The 22,250-nt window shown below is 63.8% G+C and carries 19 protein-coding genes; 7 read left to right on the forward strand and 12 right to left on the reverse strand.

Features of this window, described 5'->3' with window-relative positions; all coding sequences use genetic code 11:
* Positions 1-35: 35 nt before the first annotated feature.
* Positions 36-1,277 (reverse strand): MFS transporter, encoded by a 1,242-nt coding sequence (locus E2K99_RS04480; protein ID WP_134224025.1) that lies wholly within the window; start codon positions 1,275-1,277, stop codon positions 36-38.
* A gap of 88 nt (positions 1,278-1,365) precedes the next feature.
* Here E2K99_RS04480 and E2K99_RS04485 point away from each other — a divergent pair, with 88 nt between their 5' ends.
* Positions 1,366-2,196, forward strand: coding sequence for an AraC family transcriptional regulator (locus tag E2K99_RS04485; protein WP_134221474.1), 831 nt, complete (start codon positions 1,366-1,368; stop codon positions 2,194-2,196).
* On the opposite strand, the gene E2K99_RS04490 is transcribed toward E2K99_RS04485, so the two are convergent.
* Positions 2,190-2,558 (reverse strand): hypothetical protein, encoded by a 369-nt coding sequence (locus E2K99_RS04490; protein WP_134221475.1) that lies wholly within the window; start codon positions 2,556-2,558, stop codon positions 2,190-2,192. The genes E2K99_RS04485 and E2K99_RS04490 overlap by 7 nt on opposite strands.
* 201 nt (positions 2,559-2,759) lie before the next feature.
* Between E2K99_RS04490 and E2K99_RS04495 the strand changes: the two genes are divergently transcribed.
* Complete coding sequence (locus tag E2K99_RS04495; protein ID WP_134221476.1) at positions 2,760-4,610, forward strand: hypothetical protein; 1,851 nt, start codon at positions 2,760-2,762, stop codon at positions 4,608-4,610.
* 10 nt (positions 4,611-4,620) lie between these two features.
* Here the strand turns inward: E2K99_RS04495 and E2K99_RS04500 are convergent, their stop codons facing one another.
* Complete coding sequence (locus E2K99_RS04500) at positions 4,621-6,273, reverse strand: isovaleryl-CoA dehydrogenase (RefSeq protein ID WP_134221477.1); 1,653 nt, start codon at positions 6,271-6,273, stop codon at positions 4,621-4,623.
* Between the two features lie 264 nt (positions 6,274-6,537).
* Between E2K99_RS04500 and cysM the strand changes: the two genes are divergently transcribed.
* On the forward strand, positions 6,538-7,440 hold the full coding sequence (gene cysM / locus E2K99_RS04505) for a cysteine synthase CysM (RefSeq protein ID WP_034338429.1): 903 nt from the start codon (positions 6,538-6,540) through the stop codon (positions 7,438-7,440).
* Between the two features lie 205 nt (positions 7,441-7,645).
* Here cysM and E2K99_RS04510 read toward each other — a convergent pair whose 3' ends face one another.
* Positions 7,646-7,996, reverse strand: coding sequence for a hypothetical protein (locus tag E2K99_RS04510; protein WP_088754773.1), 351 nt, complete (start codon positions 7,994-7,996; stop codon positions 7,646-7,648).
* A gap of 338 nt (positions 7,997-8,334) precedes the next feature.
* Positions 8,335-8,934 carry a DUF1415 domain-containing protein gene (locus E2K99_RS04515; RefSeq protein ID WP_051156686.1) on the reverse strand — a complete coding sequence of 200 codons (600 nt, stop codon included), beginning with the start codon at positions 8,932-8,934 and terminating at the stop codon, positions 8,335-8,337.
* Between the two features lie 166 nt (positions 8,935-9,100).
* On the opposite strand from E2K99_RS04515, the gene E2K99_RS04520 reads away from it, so the two are divergent.
* On the forward strand, positions 9,101-9,643 hold the full coding sequence (locus E2K99_RS04520) for a YaeQ family protein (RefSeq protein WP_034333929.1): 543 nt from the start codon (positions 9,101-9,103) through the stop codon (positions 9,641-9,643).
* A 114-nt stretch (positions 9,644-9,757) separates the two neighbouring features.
* On the opposite strand, the gene E2K99_RS04525 is transcribed toward E2K99_RS04520, so the two are convergent.
* From E2K99_RS04525 to mltB, 3 genes are all read right to left on the reverse strand, one after another.
* A complete protein-coding gene (locus tag E2K99_RS04525) occupies positions 9,758-10,930 on the reverse strand; it encodes a phosphotransferase enzyme family protein (protein ID WP_134221478.1) in 1,173 nt (390 codons plus the stop codon).
* A gap of 22 nt (positions 10,931-10,952) precedes the next feature.
* On the reverse strand, positions 10,953-13,124 hold the full coding sequence (locus tag E2K99_RS04530; RefSeq protein ID WP_134221479.1) for a TonB-dependent siderophore receptor: 2,172 nt from the start codon (positions 13,122-13,124) through the stop codon (positions 10,953-10,955).
* Between the two features lie 99 nt (positions 13,125-13,223).
* Positions 13,224-14,387 (reverse strand): lytic murein transglycosylase B, encoded by a 1,164-nt coding sequence (gene mltB / locus E2K99_RS04535; protein ID WP_205703753.1) that lies wholly within the window; start codon positions 14,385-14,387, stop codon positions 13,224-13,226.
* Positions 14,388-14,602: 215 nt separating this feature from the next.
* Here mltB and E2K99_RS04540 point away from each other — a divergent pair, with 215 nt between their 5' ends.
* Positions 14,603-15,544, forward strand: coding sequence for a histone deacetylase family protein (locus E2K99_RS04540; RefSeq protein WP_034333926.1), 942 nt, complete (start codon positions 14,603-14,605; stop codon positions 15,542-15,544).
* 122 nt (positions 15,545-15,666) lie between these two features.
* Here the strand turns inward: E2K99_RS04540 and E2K99_RS04545 are convergent, their stop codons facing one another.
* Positions 15,667-16,584: a LysR family transcriptional regulator gene (locus E2K99_RS04545; protein WP_134221480.1), complete on the reverse strand. Its 918-nt coding sequence runs from the start codon at positions 16,582-16,584 to the stop codon at positions 15,667-15,669.
* A gap of 191 nt (positions 16,585-16,775) precedes the next feature.
* On the opposite strand from E2K99_RS04545, the gene E2K99_RS04550 reads away from it, so the two are divergent.
* Complete coding sequence (locus E2K99_RS04550; protein ID WP_240733850.1) at positions 16,776-18,206, forward strand: MFS transporter; 1,431 nt, start codon at positions 16,776-16,778, stop codon at positions 18,204-18,206.
* A gap of 140 nt (positions 18,207-18,346) precedes the next feature.
* Positions 18,347-19,303 carry a ribosome biogenesis GTPase YlqF gene (ylqF, locus tag E2K99_RS04555; protein WP_083859647.1) on the forward strand — a complete coding sequence of 319 codons (957 nt, stop codon included), beginning with the start codon at positions 18,347-18,349 and terminating at the stop codon, positions 19,301-19,303.
* 153 nt (positions 19,304-19,456) lie between these two features.
* On the opposite strand, the gene E2K99_RS04560 is transcribed toward ylqF, so the two are convergent.
* The 3 genes from E2K99_RS04560 to E2K99_RS04570 form a co-directional block, all read right to left on the reverse strand.
* Positions 19,457-20,254 (reverse strand): MetQ/NlpA family ABC transporter substrate-binding protein, encoded by a 798-nt coding sequence (locus E2K99_RS04560; protein WP_134221481.1) that lies wholly within the window; start codon positions 20,252-20,254, stop codon positions 19,457-19,459.
* 63 nt (positions 20,255-20,317) lie between these two features.
* Positions 20,318-20,971 (reverse strand): methionine ABC transporter permease, encoded by a 654-nt coding sequence (locus E2K99_RS04565; RefSeq protein ID WP_034333917.1) that lies wholly within the window; start codon positions 20,969-20,971, stop codon positions 20,318-20,320.
* The gene (locus E2K99_RS04570) at positions 20,961-21,998 is read right to left on the reverse strand and encodes a methionine ABC transporter ATP-binding protein (protein ID WP_088754783.1); all 1,038 of its coding nucleotides are present in this window, start codon (positions 21,996-21,998) and stop codon (positions 20,961-20,963) included. The genes E2K99_RS04565 and E2K99_RS04570 overlap by 11 nt, the downstream gene beginning before the upstream one ends.
* Between the last annotated feature and the right edge of the window lie 252 nt (positions 21,999-22,250).

Here is a 22,250-nt window from a genome sequence, read left to right on the forward strand (position 1 = left end):
CGCGGTTTTTCTTTGGGTAAAAGGGCAACTCTTTCTCAGCGCTCGCGCACATCCGGCAGCAGCACCGTCAGCACGCCCGCCAGCGGCAGGAAGGCGCACAGGCCATAGACCCAGGCGATGCCGTACAGGTCGGCCAGATGGCCCAGCAGGGCCGCGCCGATCCCGCCGAAGCCGAACATGAGACCGAAGAACACGCCCGCGATCATGCCGACCTTGCCCGGCACCAGTTCCTGCGCATAGACCACGATGGCGGCGAAGGCCGAGGAGATGACCAGTCCGATCACCACCGACAGCACCGCCGTCCAGAACAGGTTGGCGTGCGGCAGCATCAGGGCGAAGGGCGCAGCACCCAGGATCGAGATCCAGATCACCAGCTTGCGGCCGATGCGGTCGCCAATCGGGCCGCCCACGAAGGTGCCCACCGCCACCGCGCCCAGGAACAGGAACAGATACAGCTGCGAGGAGGCCACCGACATCTGGAAGCGTTCAATCAGGTAGAAAGTGAAGTAACTGGTGAAGCTGGCCATGTAGAAGTATTTGGAAAACACCAGCAGCGCCAGCACCACCAGCGCGCGGCGCACGGTGGCCGCCGGCAGCGCCTGCGCCGCACGCGGCCTGGCCTTGCCCTTGTTGGCGGCGAGATGGCCGCGATACCAGGCCGACACCCGCGACAGCACCACGATGGCCAGCACCGACAGCAGCACGAACCAGGCCACGTTGCCCTGGCCATACGGCACCACGATGGCCGCCGCCAGCAGCGGGCCGAAGGCCGAACCGGCATTGCCGCCGACCTGGAAGGTCGACTGGGCCAGGCCGAAGCGGCCTCCGGAGGCCATGCGCGCAATGCGCGAGGCTTCCGGGTGGAAGGTCGAGGAGCCGATGCCGATCAGGGCGGCGGCCAGCAGGAAGGCAGTGAAGCTGCCCGCCAGCGCCAGCAGCACGATGCCGACCAGGGTCGCCACGGCACCGGTGGGCAGCAGCCAGGGCTGGGGATGGCGGTCGGTATACATGCCGATCCAGGGTTGCAGCAGGGAGGCGGTGACCTGGAAGGTCAGCGTGATCAGCCCGACCTGGGTAAAGGTGAGCCCGTAGCCGGTCTTGAGCATGGGATAGATCGAGGGCAGCAGCGCCTGAATCATGTCATTGATCAGGTGCGCGCCGCCGCAGGCCAGGATGATGCTCATCACCAGCGGCTGGGCGGCGATGGCCGCAGGAGAATCGGTGGAGGCCGTCGGGCCGGAAGGCAGGGTGGCGTTGGAGTCGGTGGCACTGGTCATGGTGTCGGGGATGGCAAGCACGAGGAAGACTCGAAGCGTATCATTGGCACCTATTCATGCTGATGACACTTGTTGTCGATTAAATGCCATGCGTGCCCACCTGACTTCCGTCTGCCCCAGCGCCGAAGTGGATGCCTTCCAGCACCTGCCCAGCAGCGTGGTGGCCTTTGCCCGCGAGCTGTCGGCGCGCGACCTGCTGACGGCGCACTCGCACCGGCGCGGCCAGCTGCTCTATGCGGTGGACGGCGTGATGCAGGTGCGCACCCCGCAAGGCGTGTGGCTGGTACCGCCGCAGCGGGCCTTGTGGGTGCCGCCGCAGGTGGAGCACGAGATCCTGATGCTCACGCGCGTGAGCATGCGCACCCTCTACATCGATGAGCGGCAGGGCCAGGCGCTGGGTGCGCAATGCCGGCTGCTGGAAGTGTCGGTGCTGCTGCGCGAATTGATTCTGGCCTTGCTGGCCGAGCCGCGCGAGTATGCGCCGCGCAGCCGGGCCGGCCATGTGGCCGAACTGATCCTGTCGGAACTGGCCCGTGCGCCGGCCATTCCGGTGGCCATCCCGTGGCCGCGCGACCGTCGCCTGCAGGCCATCTGCGAAGCCATTCTGGACGATCCCGGGCGGCAGTTTTCGCTGGCCGACTGGGCCGGGATGGGCGGGGCCAGCGTGCGCACGGTGATCCGGCTGTTTCCGAAGGAAACGGGTTTGCAGTTTCGCCACTGGGTGCAGCAGGTGCACCTGAGCGAAGCGCTGGTGCGGCTGGCGCGCGGGGATGCCGTGGGGGTGGTGGCGCAGGCACTGGGCTATCGCAGCCAGAGCGCGTTTTCCAACATGTTCCGCAAGGCCTTGCGCAGCTCGCCCAATCATTACCTGCCGCGCCAGGACCGGCGGCGCATCACGCTGGCCTCACCCGTTCAGTAGTTGATGACCACCACCTTGGGCCCACGCCGGAGCGCAGGCGGGGAAGCCTGTGCGCGGTCTGCCCCTGCCGCGCGCTCGGGACGCTGCGGGTCACGCTCCAGGAAGTAGGGGTCATCCTGCGGGGCGAGGGCCGTGATGGCCCCCATGATCTGCTGGGCGCGTTCATTGGCTGCACCCTCGCCGACGGAACAGACCTGGAAGAAATCGGCGCTGCCCTCGGAAAAATCGACGCGGCACTTCTCCGCCACCACTACCGAGATATCAAGCGCACCGGCATTGGCGGCCATGGCCCGCTCGGTGCGGGCCGCTTGCCAGGTCAGCATCAGCGCCAGCAGCGCGACGACGGCATGGGTCTTGTTCATGGGATTCTCCTGTTCCGCCCTAATGTAGCGCTTCGCCATGCACCTGCGCATCGGAGAAATCCTGAGCTGCCACGCTCGCCGCAATCGTCTCAATCTCCCGAGACGCCGCGTCCCGCTTGGATGATGCCGGTTTGCAAGTGTAAAGATTGCCGATCTTTTACCGTAATCAAGTCATGAGAACTCCGAACCAGGAGAGTGGACATGGCAATGGAAACCGATCTGGCCATCACGGCGCGCGATGCGCTCACGCAACTGGCCCAGCAACAGCAGCCGCGCAATGAGGCCAACGCTGCGCCGCCGGGCGCGCCCGTGGCGACCGTCACCGCGCTGCCTGAAGAAGGCGTGACGCTGTCGCTGTCGGCCCAGGGCAAATTGATGGCGGCACTGGCCACGGCGGTCGATAGCGTGACTACGGCGGCGGTCGATTCGACCGAGGCGGCCCAGGCCAGTCCCATGCAAGGCGTGGTGAAGACCCTCATCGATGCCGCGCGCCCGATCACGCGTGACACGCTCTTTGCCATCGAAGCACGGCTGGTGGCCGCGCGCCGCGGGGCCGATGCGATTGCGGCCGCCGATGCCGAGCTGCCACCGTCGAATGATCCGCAGCGGCTGCGTCAGGCACGCCAGGCCACCGAGTCCTTGTATGGACGCGCGGACAATCCGTTTACCTACATGTCGCGCGCCGAGCTGTCGGCCATCGTCTATGACGAGAGCGGCGCCTACACCACCAACGAGCGCTACGCAGCGGCCAACCAGCGCACTGCGCTGGATCAGAAGTACTGGGCACCGGTGTTCCAGCGTGCTCTGGAGAGCGGTGACTGGAAGCCGGTCATCACGGCGGCGCTGGTGTTCTATGCCAGCTTGTCTGCATTGGAGCAGACCGCTTATCCGGACAACTACGCGCAACTGCTGCAGCAGTATCTCGATCTCTACCAGTTGCAGTCGCCTTCCTCGCCGAATGCTTTACCGCCGCAACAACAAGCCGACCTGGCGCGCATGCTGGAAACCCTGGTGCTGCCGCTCGGTCCGCTGGCGCTGGCCGGCGGCGTGATTCGCGGACTGATGCTGCCCCGTCTCGGCCCCTCGCTGGCCGAACTGATCGCCGCCGCACCGCGCCTGGCCGATCTGGTCCAGATCGGCAACAGCGCCCATGCGGCGCAGGACAGCGCCTATCTGGTGCTGCTGCAACGCGTCTTCGGCGTCACGCGCCGCGAGGACGAGCCGTCCCCGGTGCGCCGTGCTGCGGCAGGAACCAATCCACGTGACTTCCTCGCCTATGGGGATCGCCGCCTGTTGGCCGAGGCCTACGCCTATGCGCAGTCGCATGCAATGGCGCTGGAAGACATCGATGCCCTGGCGCGCGACCTGGCGGCCTATCGCCGCTGGCGTGCCGCAGCGGCGGGCATGGCGGCCGTGGGCCAGTCGGGAGACGGCGGCATGGAGGCGGTGGAGCAGGTCTTGTCGCATGCCGCGCGCATGAGCAGCGAAGAGGCCGTGATCGCGCGCCGCCTGCTGGCCAGCCGCGCGGCCAGCCAGACGCAACTCGATCATGGTTTCCTGGCCTGGCTGCTGGACCCTGCCGGCGGGGGCTGGCGCGATGGCGAACTGAGCGGCCATGCCAGCAATTTCAGCGCGCTGGAAAAATTGCTGGCCGGTCTGGCCGGGGTGGCCATCGGCGACAGCCTGGGCGAATCCGGCGAACTGGAGGCGTCCTATCGCATGGTGCTCGAACGCATCGCCTTGCAGGATCAGGAGCCGCAGTGGCTGCGCCAGCCCGCGCAAGCCGCCGCCGACGGCACGCGTACGCTCACGCTGGCCGCGCAGATGGCGGCGCTGGCGCGCAGCGATGCTGCCGACAATGCCTTCATGAACAATGCCCTGATGCTGCTGCGCATGTATCGCATGTCATTGACCATGAGCCCGGCCGAACAGCGCACGCTGGCCGAGCTGGTCTACTCCGCCATGAAGAAGCGCCGCGTGCGCGCACGCCGTGGAAAACTCTTCGTGGCATGGGCCGAGCGCAGTCCGTTGATGCCCTCGCTGCCGGGCTGAGACAGTCGCCTCATGCGTCGGGCCAGGCGCGCTGCAGGATGGCTTGCTGCGCCGCCAGGCTGGTGCCGCCGAGGGTACCGTAGACACGTCCGCCATCGCCGTCGGCGCGGCTGGCCAGGAAGGCATCGGCCGATCCGCCCGGGGCATGGCGCGCCATCAGCATGCCCTGCAGGGCCAGCACCAGTTGCTGTACCAGACGCCGGGCACAGGCTTCCCGTTCTTCTTCCGCTGCCGACAGCATCTGCTTGAGTGAGCGCACCCGCTGTGCCAGCGCAGGATGGGTGCTGGCCGCATCGTCCAGTGCCATCAGCAGTTGCGCGAAGCCTTCGGTCTCGCGGCTGATGGCACGCAGGACGTCCAAGCACATCACATTGCCCGAGCCTTCCCAGATCGAATTGACCGGCGCTTCGCGATAGAGCCGCGCCATCGGACCGGTTTCCACATAGCCGTTGCCGCCCCAGACTTCCATGCATTCACCGGTGAATTCCAGCGCGCGCTTGCAGATCCAGAACTTGGCGGCGGGCGTGACGATGCGCTTCCACGCGCGTTGCAATGGATCATCGGGCGCATCGAAGGCATGCGCCACGCGCAGCATCAGCAGGGTGGCGGCCTCGCTCTCCAGCGCCAGGTCGGCCAGCACGGCGCGCATGATGGGCTGTTCGGCCAGCCGGCGGCCGAAGGCACTGCGGTGGCGCGCATGGTGGAGGGCCTGCACCAGGGCCTGCCGCATCAGCGCGGCGCTGCCGATGATGCAATCCAGGCGCGTGTGGTTGGCCATCTCGATGATGGTCGGAATGCCGCGGCCATCCTCGCCGACCATGATGCCCATGGCTTCCTCGAATTCCACTTCGCTGCTGCTGTTGGAGCGATTGCCGAGCTTGTCCTTGAGACGCTGTATCAGGATGGGATTGCGCGTGCCATCCGGCAGCCAGCGCGGCACGAAGAAACAGGAGAGGCCGTTCTCGGTGCGCGCCAGCATCAGGTGCGCATCGCACATCGGTGCCGAGAAGAACCACTTGTGACCGGAGAGCAGGTAAGCCTTGCCGCGCCCGTCTTCCAGCGGATCGGCCGGCATGGCGATGGAGGCATTGCTGCGCACGTCGGAACCACCCTGTTTCTCGGTCATGCCCATGCCGATCAGGATGGAGCGCTTCTGCGTGATCGGCAGGTCGCGCCCGTCGTGCTCGCGCGAGAAGAGGCGGCTGCGCAATTGTTCGAACAGCGCCGGTTCCTGCTGCAGCACCGGGATGGCGGCGAAGGTCATGGTGGTCGGGCAGAGCGAACCAGCTTCGATCTGCGCATGCAGGAAGTAGCCGGCGGCGCGCGCGGCGTGGGCACCATCGCCCGGCTGCATCCACGGCAGCGCATGCAGGCCGGCGCGGCGCAGCTGTTCCAGCAGCGTATGCCAGGCCGGGTGGAATTCCACCACGTCGATACGATGGCCGGTGCGGTCATGCGTGTGCAGCACCGGCGTGTGCGTGTTGGCCAGCGTGGCCAGTTCACGCATCTCGGCCCGGCCCAGCAGCTCGCCCTCGCTGGCCAGGGTGCAGTCGTGCCAGTGTGCGCCTTCGCGCTGCACCGCTTCGCTCAGGGCGAGGTCACTGCGGTAGAGGTTGTAGTCGCACAGGTCGGGGACCTGGTTGGTGATGTCATGGGTGTGCATGTCGTCTCCATGGTTGCGCAGCCGCTTGCCGATGAGTACGCCCTGTTGGAGTTGTGATGGGGACGTGTTCACTGCAGTTCACTACAGTGTAGGGCATCGTCGGTGGGCAGGCAGGGCAAACTTCCTTTAAATGATTTGGCTATATCCTTATAAGCATCTTGTTAGGTCACGCCGCCGGCACATGCGGTGGAGTCATATTAGAATGCCCCTTTCGACCAAAGATCGCCCCGTGCCCGCGCACGGCTGCGCAAGGAAGCCAAGCAGATGTCTTATCCGACCATCGAATCCACCATCGGCAATACCCCGCTGATCCAGCTGCCGCGCATCGGCGGCGAAGAAGCCAAGCGCCGCAACAACCTCATCCTCGGCAAGCTCGAAGGCAACAATCCTGCCGGTTCGGTCAAGGACCGTGCCGCCTACTCGATGATCACCCGCGCCGAAGCGCGCGGCCAGATCAAGCCCGGTGATACCCTCATCGAAGCCACCAGCGGCAATACCGGCATCGCCCTGGCGATGGTGGCGGCCATGCGCGGCTACAAGATGGTGTTGCTGATGCCGGAAAATCTTTCCGAAGAACGTCGCCAGAGCATGGCCGCCTATGGCGCGAAGATCGTGCTGACACCCAAGAGCGGCGGCATGGAATACGCCCGCGACCTGGCCGAGCAGATGCAGAAGAACGGCGAAGGCCTGATCCTCGACCAGTTCGCCAATGCCGACAATCCGCTGGCGCACTATGAGACCACCGGACCGGAAATCTGGCGCGACACCAAGGGCAGCATCACCCACTTCGTCAGCGCCATGGGCACCACCGGCACCATCATGGGCGTGTCGCAGTACCTCAAGGAACAGAATGCCCAGGTGCAGATCGTGGGCGCGCAGCCGGAAGAAGGCTCGTCCATTCCCGGCATCCGCAAGTGGCCGGAAGCCTACCTGCCCAAGATCTTTGACCGCTCCCGCGTGGACCAGGTGGAATCCGTCAGCCAGGCCGATGCCGAAAACATGGCGCGCAAGCTGGCCGTGACGGAAGGCCTGTTCTGCGGCATCTCCGCAGCCGGGGCCTGTGAAGTTGCGGTGCGCCTGTCGCATCAGCTGGAGAATGCGACCATCGTCTTCATCGTGTGCGATCGTGGGGATCGTTATCTGTCCACTGGGGTGTTCCCGGCTTGAGGTGGTGAAGGCAGTGCGTGGTCCGCAGCAGCGGACGCGCACGATGCACACAGCAGGATGCAATGAAAAACGGAGCCGATGGCTCCGTTTTTTTATATGGTCCGGCGCAAGGAAAACTTAGATTTTTCCGTGCAGAAACTAAGTTTTCCTGAAGCTCTGCCTCAGTAACAGCACCGCGAGGGCAATGCTGCCGGACAGAAGCCGATTACTCCGGGGTGCCGCCAGTCGGTGCCGGTGCGCCGGGCGCTGCGCCTGGCTTCGGCTTGAACTGCTTGTCGCTGATGCGGAATTTTTCACGGCGGTCGCCCATCAGTTCGCGCAGTTCGCGGATCGACAGTTCGCTCACCTCGTGCATGCGGATCAGCAGCGATGCGCCCACCGGCAGGCGACGGTGACGGATCTTGCTGATCACCGGCGGTGCCACTTCCAGCGCGCGCGACAGGGCGGCATCATTCTTCAGATGCAGCTTTTCGATCAGCGCATCGAGCAGATGGTTGGGATCGTAGTTGACGTGATCGGTGATCGAGTTGGATTCAGCAGTATCGTGGGTATTCATGATCGGGACGTTCCATTATGCAGATGTTTGTGGAAGGCATTGCGCCTATGCATTAATTGTTTGTAAAACTGCAAAACGCGACTGACGTTATCCGAGAAGGCGTTGCCTCTTTCTGCAAGATATCGAAAGCCCTATCAAAGAACGGCTTCAAAACAACACGGTTCAAGTTCTCTGTTCTCTGACCTAGTGCGCCTGAAGCAGCAGCACAACAATAATTCTATGTCTATATAGAAATAATTGCACATTTTTCATGCAGTCAGAAAATTCTATTCCACAATAGTTGCAGAAACTCATTTTCGAATTTGTAACAGATATTAACAGGATTTTTTGCGCAGTTGCTATTGTTGTTCTTTTGATACGACAAATGGAAGCATATTCCAGCCACTTAGCCCCAGATTGCGCAAGGTAGCCATGTTTTTCTCAAAGATGGCGGCCGCGTCGGGGTAGGCTGCCACCGCCCGGTCGATGCTGCTTTCTCGCAACAGATGGAGGATGGGAAAAGGCGAGCGATTGCTGTAGTTCTCGATATCGTCCGGTCCCGCGTCGGCAAACTGGTAATCCGGATGGAAGCTGGCGATCTGCAATTCCCCGTCCAGCTCCATTCTTTCCAGCAGGCGATCGGCCCAGTCCAGGAAATCGTTGTACTCGTGAAAATCGGCTAATGCGAGCGGCAGGATGAAGAGGGTGGTGTCGACCTGCTCCGGGTCGGCTTTTGCCAGAAAGCTCAGTTCTTGTTCCAGCTCGACAGAAAGATCATTCCAATCCTGCTGCCGGCTGACGTGGTATCTGACCTGATTCTTCACATGCACGGACTTGGCAAATGGACAGAGATTCAGGCCGATCACGGCCTGTTCCAGCCAGGCGCGTGTCAGCGCCACGACAGCGTCGTCGCTCGGAGTTGTCGGGGAAGGGGCAAGGGAAGGTGAAGAAGTGCTCATACAGGCATTGTCGCACGGCCATGGCGGGGGCAGCCACGGTGACAGGCCACCGGCTTGATCTGTCCCATCACAAACGCCCACAGCCGCGCCAGATCGGCTATGCTTGCCAACCTTTGACGGCAGCCCGCCACGCCGGGCCGCCTTTCCCTTGCACGAACAGATTCCCATGGCGCTCAAATCCACCATCTTCAAGGCCGACCTGCAGATTTCCGATATGGATCGGCACTATTACCAGCAGCACGCACTGACCATCGCCCGCCATCCCTCCGAGACCGACGAGCGCATGATGATCCGCGTGCTGGCCTTCGCCCTCAATGCCAGCGAGGCGCTGGCCTTCGGCAAGGGCTTGTCCGATACCGACGAGCCGGACCTGTGGCAGAAGGACCTGACCGGTGCCATCGAAGTGTGGGTGGAAGTCGGCCAGCCGGACGACCGCGCCATCCTCAAGGCCTGTGGCCGTGCCGACAAGGTGCTGGTCTACAGCTACAGCAGCACCTCGCACATCTGGTGGGGCCAGACCGGCAGCCGCGTCGACCGCGCCAAGAACCTCAAGGTCATCAATATTCCCGCCGAAGCCAGCCAGGCCCTGGCGGCGCTGGCCCAGCGCACCATGCAGCTGCAATGCACGATCCAGGATGGACAGATCTGGCTCGGTGCCAATGAGAACATGGTGTTGATCGAGCCGGAAACGGTGAAGGACTTTGCCTGATACCTTGCCTGATGCAACGGGTCAGCAAGTAGCACGGCAGTCTCGGCAGACAAAAAACGCGTCCGAAAACTTAGTTTTCCGGACGCGTTTTTTTAATGTGCAGCAAGCAAAAACTTAGTTTTTTTCCAGCGCCTGCGCGCGTCGTTCCAGATGCCCGAGCAGCCGCTGCCCTTCTTCGGAGTGGAACCAGTCGGCATGGCCGAGGAAGTAGGTGTCATAAGCCAGCGAGGCATTCTGCGGCGACTGCGTGACGCCGTGGAAATAATCCAGCTCGGCCAGTGCGAACTCGGCATGCACCAGCGGCAGCAATGCCGCCAGGGCGCGCATCTGGCGTGCCGTCAGAGGCAGCGTAGCGGCATAGCCATCGAGCATCGCATCCAGCAGGTCGAGGTGGACCAACTGCACTGCACGTTGCGGAATGGCCAGCCACTCGACGATGTTGCGCTCGATCGCCGTGGCCAGGTCGCGCAAGGCGCAGGTGCGGTCACACAAACCGAAATCGAGCACGGTCTGCACCTGCGCTTCAGGCGTGGCATCGCTCCACAGCAAGTTGGAGGCGTGCCAGTCATTGTGCGTCCACAGCGGGACGAATTCATCCAGATATGGCTTGAGCGCGGCATGCCAGGGCAGCAGGTGCTGCGCCACTTCGCCGCGCCACGGACGGTTTTCCAGATAGTCGGCAATGGCCGGGCGCTGCTCGATGTAATGCTGCAGCGGACGGACCGGATCTTCCTGCGAGAAGATGGTGAAGCTCGACACCAGCGGGCGCGCCGGACGTGCCGGCGCATCGTAACCGGCCGAGGCCAGGTGCAGCCGGGCCAGCATCTGTCCCGCTGAGCGGGCATGGGTGCAACTGGTGAAGGGCGTCCACGACATCGCTTCCCGATACAGATCCACGCCCGGTGCCAGCGGGAAGACCTCATAGGTCCAGTACTCATCGGCCAGTGCCGTCGCGCCCTCACGGGTGGCGAGCGCGCTGCTGACCGGCAGCCCGCGCGCCTGCAGGTGGGCGACGAAGCGATGTTCTTCGGCCAGCGCCGCCACATCGCGCACGCGCGCATGATGGCGCTTGACGATGATGGGGCCGCTCTCGGTCTGCATCACGCAGGCCGCCGAGAACGGGCGCGGGCTGTGCCACTCCAGCCGCAGCGGCTGGCCCACGTCGGGATAGTGGCGCAGCACGCGCGCCACCTCGGCCGAGGTCAGCGCGGGCCAGTCGGAGATGACCGGCTCCACGCCCATGCCGTGGCTGATGACGCGGGTGAGATGATGGGAAGCGGCGTCCATGGTGACTCAGCAGGGCGGCAGATCAGAAATCATATTGCAGCGACAGCCGCGCGGTACGCGGCGCGCCGAGGTGCACGTAGCCGTCGCCCAGGTACTGGCCGGCATCCTTCCAGTAACGCTTGTCGAAGACGTTGTCGAGGTTGGCGCGCAGGGTGGCGGTGTGGCCGCTGATGCGCAGCTTGTAGCGCAGGCCCGCATTGAACACATGCACCGCCGGCAGGCTCACGCTGCCGTCGCGGGTGGCGGGCTTGCTGGCGCTGTAGAGCCAGCTGCCCATCAGGTTCACGCCTTCCACGCCCGGCAGGGCATAGTCGGCATGGACGCTGCTGCGCAGGCGCGGTACGTTGACCACTTGCTGGCCATCGTAGGCGGCGGTGCCGGTATCGCTGGCGCGCGCGCGGGTGGCCGTCACGCTGGCACCGACGGCCAGGCGCGGGGTGAGCTTGCCGCTGGCACCGAGTTCGAGGCCGGTGTTGGTTTGCTGGCCTTGCTGGACATAGGTGAAGCCACTGCTGCTGTTGTCCGGCTGCTGATACTCGTAGGCCTTGCGAATGCGGAACACGGCAGCGGTCACCGCCAGGTCCGGCGAGACGTCATATTTCACGCCGGCTTCCAGTTGACGTGCCACGGAGGGCGGCAAGGTGGTCGGGAAGTTGCTGACCCAGAAGGGCGCGGATGTGCCCAGCGTCAGCGTCTCGGCATAGCTGCCGTAGAGCGAGACGTTCTGCATCGGCTTGAAGATCAAAGCCAGTTGCGGCAGGAACAGATTGCGCGAAGTCGCACGGGTGACACTGCCGTCCGAAGCGAAGGCCTGCTCGTTGAGCCACACCTGTCGGCCCCCGGCAATGGCTTGCCAGCGCTCGGAGAATTGCAGGCGGTCGCTGAAGAACAGGGCTTTCTGGCGGCTGTCCAGATTGCGATATGCCGCGCCGGGCACATCGGTGGCCGGTGCCAGTGCAGGCGTTCCACTGTAAATGTTGCCACTGCCGACCAGCACGCTGATCCCATCCGATTTATCCACCACCCGGCGCGACATGGCCACGCCCATGGTCAGCTCATGCTTGAGCCAGCCAGTCGCGAACTTGCCGATCATGACCGCCTGCGCTTCATCGTTGCGGCGTTCGTCATTGGGCACGCGATAGTCATACACATCGAAGTCGCCATTGGCCGCAAAGGTCGAAGACGCTCCGCCACCGCTGCCATAAGGGAAGGCCAGGTAGTCATCGATGACCGCCCGGCTGCGGCCCGCCTGCACGTAACCATGCCAGTTGGCATTGAAATCGGTATCCACCCGCAGGCGATAATTCAGCGAGCTGTCACGCACCGGTTGCGCCCACGATTGCGGCGTCAGCATGGTCCGGGGCGAGACGCCCGAAGGCAGCGTGGTGCCGCCCAGCAGCTGGTACCCGGCCACCGAGTGCTGGGCCTTCTGCTGGTATTCGGCATCGAACTGCACCAGCGTCTTCGACGACAGCGCCCAGGTCGCCGAGACCGAAGCGAAGTCACGCCAGCCATCGCCATTGTTGACGTAGGAGTGGATGTCTTCATGCGCGGCATTGATGCGCAGGCCGAACTGTTTCTGTTCACCGAAGAGCGTGCCCAGGTCGGTGGCCAGGTAGCGCGATCCATAGGAGTCGGTCCCCAGCGTGATCGAACGCACATCGGCCGGACGCTTGGTCACGTAGTTGACGATGCCGCCCGCGCTGCTCACACCGGCCTGCAGGCCGGCCACCCCCTTGAGGAATTCGACGCGCTCCTTGTTTTCCAGCGCGATGGTCTGCTCGCCGGCCACGGTGAGGCCATCGATGCGATAGGCGCTGGCCGGGTCCAGCGTGATGCCGCGGAGGCTGAAGTTTTCGTAGTAACCGACCGGTGCATAGTTCTCGTTGATGGACGCATCATTCTTGACCACATCCGAGAGCAGGCGCGATTGCTGGTCCTGCATCTGCGCGGCAGTGACCACCGCCACCGAGGCCGGCGTATCGATCAGTGGCGCATCGTCGAAACCGGCCACGCCCGCCGAGCGCACGCGGCCGGCGTCGCGGCCGGTACCGCTGGCGGTGACGTTGACCGTGGGCAGGGACTCGCCCTTGTCGTCGGCGGCGTGGGCCGCACGGGCGATGGCCGGCAGGCCGAGCGAGGTGCCGGCCAGCGTCAGCATGAGCGTGGAGGCCAGGGGTGCAATGCGTTTCATCGTGGTTCTATCGTGGAAAGAAAGGAGCAGGAGCACGCAGTGCGCACTCCCTCATCAACAGTGCCATCAAGGGTGAATCCGGGTGGGCGAGACGGCAGGTCAGCGGTTGCGTGCCGCCGCGACCGCACGGCCAAGATCGGCCACCGACATCGCATAGAAGTAGCTGCGATTGTACTGCGTGATGGCGTAGAAGTTGTTGGTGGCCACCCAGTACTCGGTCGGGCCGGTGCCGTTCTGCAGGTCGACCAGGCCATAGCGCAGGCCGGCCGGCAGGGCGGACGTGGAGATACCGGCCGCTTGCAGTTCCTCGACGGTGTACTTGGCTTCCAGGCCCTGGTTGAGCATGGCTTCCCACTGGCGGTTGTCATTCGAGACCGTGACCGGGAAGGCCACCGGTTCGCCGCGCTGCCAGCCGTGCACGGCCAGGTAGTGGGCCACGCTGCCGATGGCGTCCACCGGCGAATTGCGCAGGTCGATCTTGCCATCGCCATCGAAGTCCACCGCGTATTCGCGGATGCTGCCCGGCATGAACTGCGGCCAGCCGATGGCCCCGGCATAGGAGCCGCGCAAGGACATCGGATCGATGCCGGCCTCGCGCGCCAGCAGCAGGGTGTTTTCCAGTTCGCCCCGGAAGAAGGCCATGCGCGCGTCACGGTTGGGGGTGTTGGGGTAGTCGAAGGCCAGCGTGGTCAGCACATCCATCACGCGGAAGTTGCCGGTGTTGCGGCCGTAGACGGTTTCCACGCCGATGATGCCGACGATGATGTCCATGGGCACGCCGTATTGCGCCTCGGCGCGGGCCAGGGCGACGCCATAGGTGTTCCAGAAATCGACGCCGGCATTGATGCGCACCGGTTCCACGAAGCGCGCGCGGTAGGCCGCCCAGTTCTTGGGCTTGGTGCTGGGGGCCGGCTTGATGAGCTGGATGGCGCTGTCCACGTAGCGGGTCCGGGCGAAGAGGGCGTTGAGATCGCTGCGCTGGAACTGGTTGCGTTCGGCCATCTCGTCCATGAAGCGGGCGACGTCCTTCCACTCGTTGAAGTTGACGAACTCGCCCTGGTCGTCAGCGGCCACCTTCTTCCTGGCCTGCGGCTTGGCTTTCTTCTCTGCCGCCTTCTTGTCTTTGTTGTCCACCGCCTTTTTCTGGGTTTTCTTTTCCACAGGCTTGCCGTCCTGCGCCTGCACGGTCATCGGCAAGGCACACAGTGTGGAGATCAGCAGGGTGGCGGCGAGGGCGGTCAGGCGAGGCAGGGAGATGGGCATGAGCAGGATGAGCAGCAGGGGAGGCCAGACAAGCGGGCAAGTATACCGCATCGGCCGCCGCGCCCTGCGCTGGTGCATGATGCCGACGCGGCTTTGACCACGATAGGCGACAGCCAATGTACACTAGTCCGAGGAGACAACCCGGCCAGCCTGGTGTTTGCCGGGTGGCAATATCATCGCAACAAGATCGCAACGAGATTGCAACAAGAGCAAGAATGACTACCGCCATCTATACGCACGCCGATTGCCAGCGCCATGAAATGGGTGACTGGCACCCTGAGACGCCCGCTCGTCTCGAGGCGATCGAAGACCAGCTGATCCTGAGCCGCATCGATCAGTTCCTCGACCGCCGCGAAGCCCCGCTGGCCGATCCGGCCGAACTGGAGCGCGTGCATACTGCCGCCGCCGTCGATTACGTGCGCGAGCACAGCCATGCCCTGAGCCTGTCGGGGCAGTCGTATCACTCCGTCGATGGCGACACCCTGCTCAACAAGCACAGCTGGAAAGCCGCCCTGCGCGCGGCCGGCGCGGCGGTGGCCGCGACCGATGCGGTGCTGGCCGGCGAACTGGACAATGCCTTCTGCGCGGTGCGTCCGCCGGGCCATCACGCCACGCCCGCCAAGGCCATGGGCTTCTGCCTGTTCAACAACGTGGCGGTAGCGGCGCGGCATGCCATCGATGTGCACGGGCTGGAACGGGTGGCGGTGATCGATTTCGACGTGCATCACGGCAATGGCACCGAAGACATCTTTGCCCATGATCCGCGGGTGCTGATGGTGAGTTTCTTCCAGCATCCCTTCTATCCCTTCTCGGGTGACGGGCCGACCGAATCGCACATCGTCAACGTGCCGGTGCCGGCCTATTCCGATGGCAGTGCGGTGCGCCAGCTGGTGACCGAGAAATGGCTGCCGGCGCTGCATGCGCACCAGCCGCAGATGATCTTCATCTCGGCCGGTTTCGATGCCCACCGCGAGGATGACATGGGCCAGATGGGCCTGGTGGAAGCCGATTACGCCTGGATGACGCGGCAGATCATGAAGATCGCCGATCAGTACGCCAAGGGCCGCATCGTCAGTTGCCTGGAGGGTGGCTACAACCTCTCTGCGCTGGGGCGCAGTGTGGTGGCTCACTTGAAGGTGCTGGCCGACCTGGAATGAAAGTTAGATTTTCCACAGGCGTTTTTAAGAAATGGCGCGATAAAAACTAAGGTTTTTATCGCGCCTTGTTTTTATGCACAGGGCACAGGGCGCAGTCTGGCCGCCGCCCGCTGCATGCTTCATCAAACCTCGGCAGGCGCATTTGCCTCATTTGCCTCATGGGCCTCATGGGTCTCATAGGCTTCATAGGCCGCAATGATCGCATCGGCCACCGCCCGCACCCGTGCCGTGCGGTTCAGGTCGCTGTGCAGTACCAGCCACATGTCGTAAGGCACGGCCCGCTGCGGCCAGATGCGCACCAGGCCGCTGGCCTTGTCGCCCACATGCGTGGGCAGTTCGCCGATGCCGAAACCCGCCTGCAGGCTGTCGTACATGACCAGCCCGGTACTCACTTCCATGGCCACGTTGGCGTGGGCGATGGATTCGCCGCAGATCTGCTCGGACTTGCTGGGCGAGACGCTGCGCGGATAGATCACCACGTCATGTCCCTTCAGGCCGGTGCCGGGGTCGGGCAGGCCGCGCTTTTTCACATAGGCTTTCGAGGCGTACATACCGGTATGCAGCCGCTTGAGATGGCGCGCGATCAGGTCCGGCGCATCCGGGCGCACGGTGCGCACGGCGATGTCGGCCTCGCGCTTGGTCAGGTTGGTGATCTGGGTGGAGGTCGAGAGCACCACGCGGATTTTCGGATGTTCCTGGCGCAGCCGGTGCAAGGCCGGTAACAGAAAATGGCGCGCCGTAATGTCGGTGGCCGCCAGCCGTACCACGCCGCACAGGCGTTCATCCATGCCCTGCATCTGGCGTTGCAGCTGTTCTGCGCCTTGCTCCATCTGCGTAGCTGCAGCTGCCGCCATCTCGCCCGCCGGGGTGGGCACATAGCCGCTGGGCGTGCGCAGGAACAGGCGCGCACCCAGCGAGCTTTCCAGTGCGGCCAGGCGGCGGCCTGCGGTGGCCTGGTCGATCTCCAGATATTCGGCGGCCCCGCGCAAGGTGCCTACGCGATAGATGGCCAGGAAGATGCGGGCGTTGTCCCAATCCATGATGTGCCTTTGCTGCAAGAGGGGATTCAGTGAAGACGTGATGCAAATTTGCATCAGCGTGCTGATTTTATACCTCTTTATTGCATCACCGCCCAAGCCTAGAATCTGCCCCATTCAACCCCGCCCCGGTCTTCTCCGGTCGCGGGATTGCGGTTCTCCCTCGCACCCTGCGTGCAGAAAGTCCTGTTGCCATGTCTTCCACACAATGCCCTCGTGCGCCAGCCTCGGTGCTGGCACCTCCCCTTGCCGATGCCGCGCCGCATGCCGGCATGCTGCCGCTGGTGGCCTTGGCCATCGGTTTCGTCATGGCCATGCTGGATGTGACGGTGGTCAACGTCGGGCTGTCCAATATCTCCAGCAGCCTGGATGCGCCCTTGTCGATGCTGGTGTGGATCGTCGATGGCTATACGCTGACCTTCGCCGCCATGCTGCTGGTGGGCGGCGCACTGGCCGACCGCTTCGGTGCGCGGCGGCTTTATCTGACCGGGCTGTTCCTGTTCGTGCTGGCCTCGCTGCTGTGCGGGGCTGCACCCAATGGGCCCTTCCTGATTGCGGCACGCCTGCTGCAGGGCTTGGGCGCGGCCTTCTTCATGCCCAGTTCGCTGAGCCTGCTCACGCACGTGTATGAGGATGACCGCGTGCGTGCCCGCATGCTGGGCGTCTGGTCGGCCACCGTCGGGCTGGCCGCTGCTGCCGGACCGCTGCTGGGCGGGGTGCTGATCCACTGGCTGGGCTGGCGCAGCGTGTTCCTCATCAACGTGCCGGTCGGTCTTCTGGGTTTGCTGATGGCGCGCAAGCTCATTCCCCAAGTTGCCGGACACGCCCGTGCGCTGCATCTGTTCAGCCACCTGGCCGGGGTGGTGATGCTGGCCGGGATTTCCTTCGTGCTGATCCAGGGACCGGTGTATGGCTGGGCCTCTCCGCGCATCCTGGCGGCGCTGGCAGTGGCGGTGCTGGCCGCCGTGGCGCTGGTGCGCCATGAACTGCGCGGCATTGCGCCGCTGCTGCCCAAGGCGCTGTTTGCCACGCCGCAGTTTGCGGCGGCCAATGGCATTGGCTTCCTCATCAACTTCGGCGTCTATGGCAACCTGTTCTACCTGGCGCTGTTCCTGCAGCAGGGACGCGGCGCGGATGCCCTGCAGACCGGGCTGCAACTGGTACCGATGATGGCCGTGATCTTCTTCGGCAACCTGATGTCAGGCCGCATGGCCGCGCACTGGGGGCCGCGCGTGCCGCTGCTGCTGGGCCTGTCGGTGGGGGCCGTCTTTACCGCCGTGGCCATGAGTTTCCGTCCCGAGACGCCGTACTGGCTGCTGGCCCTGGTGTGCGCGGCGGCCAACCTGGGCATCAGTACCGCCATTCCTTCCATGACCACGGTGGTCATGCAGGTGGCCGGCAAGGCCCACGCCAACAGTGCGGCGGCCGCGCTCAATGCCAATCGCCAGATCGGTGCTCTGGTCGGCGTGGCCCTGATGGGCGCGATCCTGCACAGCGTGGCGGGCTGGAGCCTGCGCAATCCACTGGCGTTCGGCGTGATGGCGCTGGCTTATGGCGTCGCCCTGTGGCTGGTGTGGCGCTTCGTAGGTGTTGTCAAGGAGCAATGGGTGACGCGCCGCGCGTGAGCGCGGGTGTTGTTCCCCGTCCAACGGCCTGCCCCGACTTGTGCGCGGCAGGCCGTTTTCTTGGGGATTTGTTAGGGATTGGCGGGGCAGGGCCGTAAAATAGCGCCTTCAACGAAATACGCATCAGAAAGAAGCTCCGCATGTCCATCCAATGGTTCCCCGGTCACATGAACTCCGCCCGCCGCAAGGCCGCGGAGAGCATGGAAAAAGTCGATATGGTCATCGAAGTGGTCGATGCCCGCCTGCCGCAGGCCAGCTGCAATCCCATGATCGAGCAGCTGCGCAATGCCCGCCAGCGTCCTTGCCTGAAGATCCTGAACAAAACCGACATGGCCGATCCGGTGGCCACCCAAGCCTGGATCGACTACTACAACAGCCAGAAGGGCGTCACGGCCGTGGCCCTGTCCTGCAAGAAACCCTCCGATGTGGCGCGCGTGCCCAAGCTGGCGATTCAGGTGGCACCGCATCGCGGTACTGCCCTGAAGCCGCTGCGCATGATGATCATGGGCATCCCCAACGTGGGCAAGTCGACCCTGATGAATGCGCTGCTGAAAAAGCGCGTGGCCGCCGTCGGTGATGAACCGGCCGTGACCAAGACCCAGCAGCGTCTCTATCTGGGCAACAACATGGTGCTCACCGATACCCCCGGCATGCTCTGGCCCAAGATCGAGCATCCCAGCGATGGCCTGATGCTGGCGGCCAGCCATGCGGTGGGCAGCAATGCGCTGATCGAAGAGGAAGTGGCGACCTTCCTGGCCGACCTGCTGCTGCAGCGCTATCCGCAGTTGCTCAAGGCGCGCTATGGCTTCAATACCGAAGGCATGGATGGCGTGGCGGTGGTGGAGGGCGTGGCAGCCAAGCGCGGCTTCCGTCTCAAGGGCGGCGAGTACGATTTCGAGAAGGCCGCGCACACCTTCCTGCAGGATTACCGCAGCGGCGCACTGGGCCGCATCTCGCTGGAAACGCCGCAGTCGCGTGCCGAGCTGCTGGCGACCTATCAGTCCACCGACAATCCCGATGCCCTGCAGGCCGAGGATGACGAGGAAGACGACGAGGATTACGACTGGCGAGACGCTCCGGATCACCGGGGGCGTTGAAACTAAGTTTTGCTTTCCGGAAAACTTAGAAACCGGATGTCAAAAACTAAGTTTTTGAGGGATCATCGGTTGGTGGAAAATTCCCGCCCAATGAAAAAGGCCAGCTCGATGAGCTGGCCTTTTCGTTGATGCAGGCAAGTCAGGCGTTGCGGATTACCAGGAGGTGATCACGGAACCCTTGTACTTTTCCAGCACGAACTTCTTCACTTCCGGGCTGTGGTAAGCCTTGACCAGCTTGGCGACCCAAGGCTTGTCCTTGTCGGCGGTACGCACGGCGATCACGTTGGCGTAGGGACCGGTGGAGGCTTCCACGGCAATCGCGTCCTTGGTCGGCGACAGGCCGGCCGATTCGGCGTAGTTGCCGTTGATGACGGCAGCATCGAAGTCATCCAGCGAACGCGGCAGCTGGGCGGCATCCAGTTCGATGATCTTGATCTTCTTCGGGTTTTCCACGATGTCCAGCGGGGTTGCCTTCAGGCCGGCATCGGCTTTCAGCTTGATCACGCCCTTGGCTTGCAGCACCAGCAGGGCGCGGCCGCCGTTGGTCGGATCGTTGGGCACGCCCACGCGCGCACCTTGTTTCAGGTCGTTGAGCGACTTGATCTTCTTGGAGTACACGCCCATCGGGAAGGTGATGGTGCTGCCCACGCTCACGAACTTGTAGCCACGGTCCTTGATCTGCGCATCCAGGTAGGGCTGGTGCTGGTAGGAGTTGGCGTCCAGGTCGCCGGCGGCCAGCGCGGCGTTGGGCTGGATGTAGTCGGTGAATTCGATGACCTTCATCTGCACGCCGTCTTTTTCCAGCAGCTTCTTGACCTGTTCCATGATCTCGGCGTGCGGACCGGCGGTCACGCCCATCTTGATCTGGTCTTCGGCCATGGCGGGAGCACAGGCCAGGCCGGCGGCCAGGCCCAGGCCTGCGATGAATTGAATCAACTGACGACGCTTCATGACTTTCCTTTCGAGCTTTGAGGTGGGCAGCGGATAGCTGCCGTTTTTTTGTAGTAACTGCGCTCAGCGGTGGCTGAGCTTGCGGACCAGCAGGTCTCCCAGGGATTGCACCAGCTGGACGAACACGATCAGGATCAGCACCACGGCCAGCATCACTTCCGGCAGGAAGCGCTGGTAGCCGTAGCGGATGCCCAGGTCGCCCAGGCCGCCGCCACCGATGGCACCGGCCATGGCCGAATAACCGACCAGGCTGACGAAGGTGATCGTGAGACCGGCGACGATACCAGCAAATGCTTCAGGCACCAAGACCTTGTAAATGATTTGCCAGGTGGTCGCACCCATGGCTTGCGCCGCTTCCACCAGGCCGTGATCGACTTCGCGCAGGGCGGTCTCGACCAGGCGCGCAATGAAGGGCGCGGCGGCGATGGTCAGGGGCACGATGGCAGCGGCCGTGCCGATGGAGGTGCCCACGAAGAAGCGCGTCATCGGGATCACCGCCACCAGCAGGATGATGAAGGGCGTCGAGCGCACCGCATTGACCAGCAGGCCGGCGATGCGGTTGAAGGCGACGTTGGGCAGCACGCCCTTGGATTCGGTGATGTGCAGGGCGATGCCGAGCGGAATGCCGAGCAGTGAGCCGACCACGCCCGAGATCACCACCATCATCAGCGTCTCGCCGAAGGAGCTGACGAACAGATCGATCAGTTCAGATGACATGGTTGAGCTCCTCGACGACCACGCCCTGCTCGCGCAGGTATTGCATGGCCTGGTTGATGTTGTCCTGGGTACCGTTGGCGAGGATCGCCAGCGAACCGAATGCCTGGCCCTGGATCTCGTCGATCTGGCCGTGCAGGATGTTGAAATTCAGGTTGAAGCGGCGCACCGCTTCCGACAGGTGCGGCTGGTCCACATCGTTGCCGGTGAAGGCGAAGCGGAACAGGTGGTCGGTGCCCTGGCCAGCGTCGGCACGCGCCAGGCGTTCGCGCAGGCGGGCCAGCACGCCCTTGGGCAGCTCGTGGGCGATGACGTCGCCGATCAGCGCGCGGGTGACTTCATGGCGCGGCTGGCGGAACACGTCCAGCACTTCGCCCTGTTCGATCACCTGGCCGGCTTCCATCACGGCCACGCGGTCGCAGATCTGCTTGATGACTTCCATCTGGTGCGTGATCAGCACGATGGTCAGGCCCAGCTCCTTGTTGATCTTGCGCAGCAGTTCGAGGATGGAGCGGGTGGTTTCCGGGTCCAGCGCCGAGGTGGCCTCGTCCGAGAGCAGGACCTTGGGATCATTGGCCAGGGCGCGGGCGATGCCCACGCGCTGCTTCTGGCCGCCGGAGATCTGTGCCGGATAGCGATCGCGCAGGGCGGTCAGGCCGACCAGTTCCAGCAAGGGTTCGACCTTGGCGGCGATCTCCGACTTGCTCTTGCCGGCCAGTTCCAGCGGCAGCGCGATGTTGTCGTAGACGCTGCGCGAGGAGAGCAGGTTGAAGTGCTGGAAGATCATGCCGATGCCACGGCGCGCTTCGCGCAGCTGGGAGGACGACAGCGAGGTCAGGTCCTGGCCATCGAGGACGATACGTCCGGAAGTGGGACGGTTCAGCAGGTTCAGGGTGCGCACCAGGGTGCTCTTGCCCGCGCCGCTGCGGCCGATGATGCCGAAGATCTCGCCCTTGCGGATCGACAAATCGACATTGCGCACCGCTTCGACATTGCCGAACCGCTGGGTGACAGCTTGTATTTCGATCATGATGGAAAAGAAGAATGGCAGCGGCCCCCGGGTGCCGACGCCAGCGCGGCATCGTGGGACGCTGCGGGCGGGTCAGGACCTCAGGTCTCCACTGCCATCAATATTTTTATAAGAAGGCGCTATTTTAAGGCGGCAAGGTTATATAGGGAAAATAAATTTTCGCCTATGCATATAACCGGCGCGTCTTAGCATGCGGCGGGAACCCGCGTGCAGAGCGGCTTTGCGGGGCGATTTGCACAGTGGGCCCGGTCC

The organism is Herbaspirillum huttiense (assembly GCF_004367745.1).
Classification (GTDB): domain Bacteria; phylum Pseudomonadota; class Gammaproteobacteria; order Burkholderiales; family Burkholderiaceae_D; genus Herbaspirillum; species Herbaspirillum huttiense.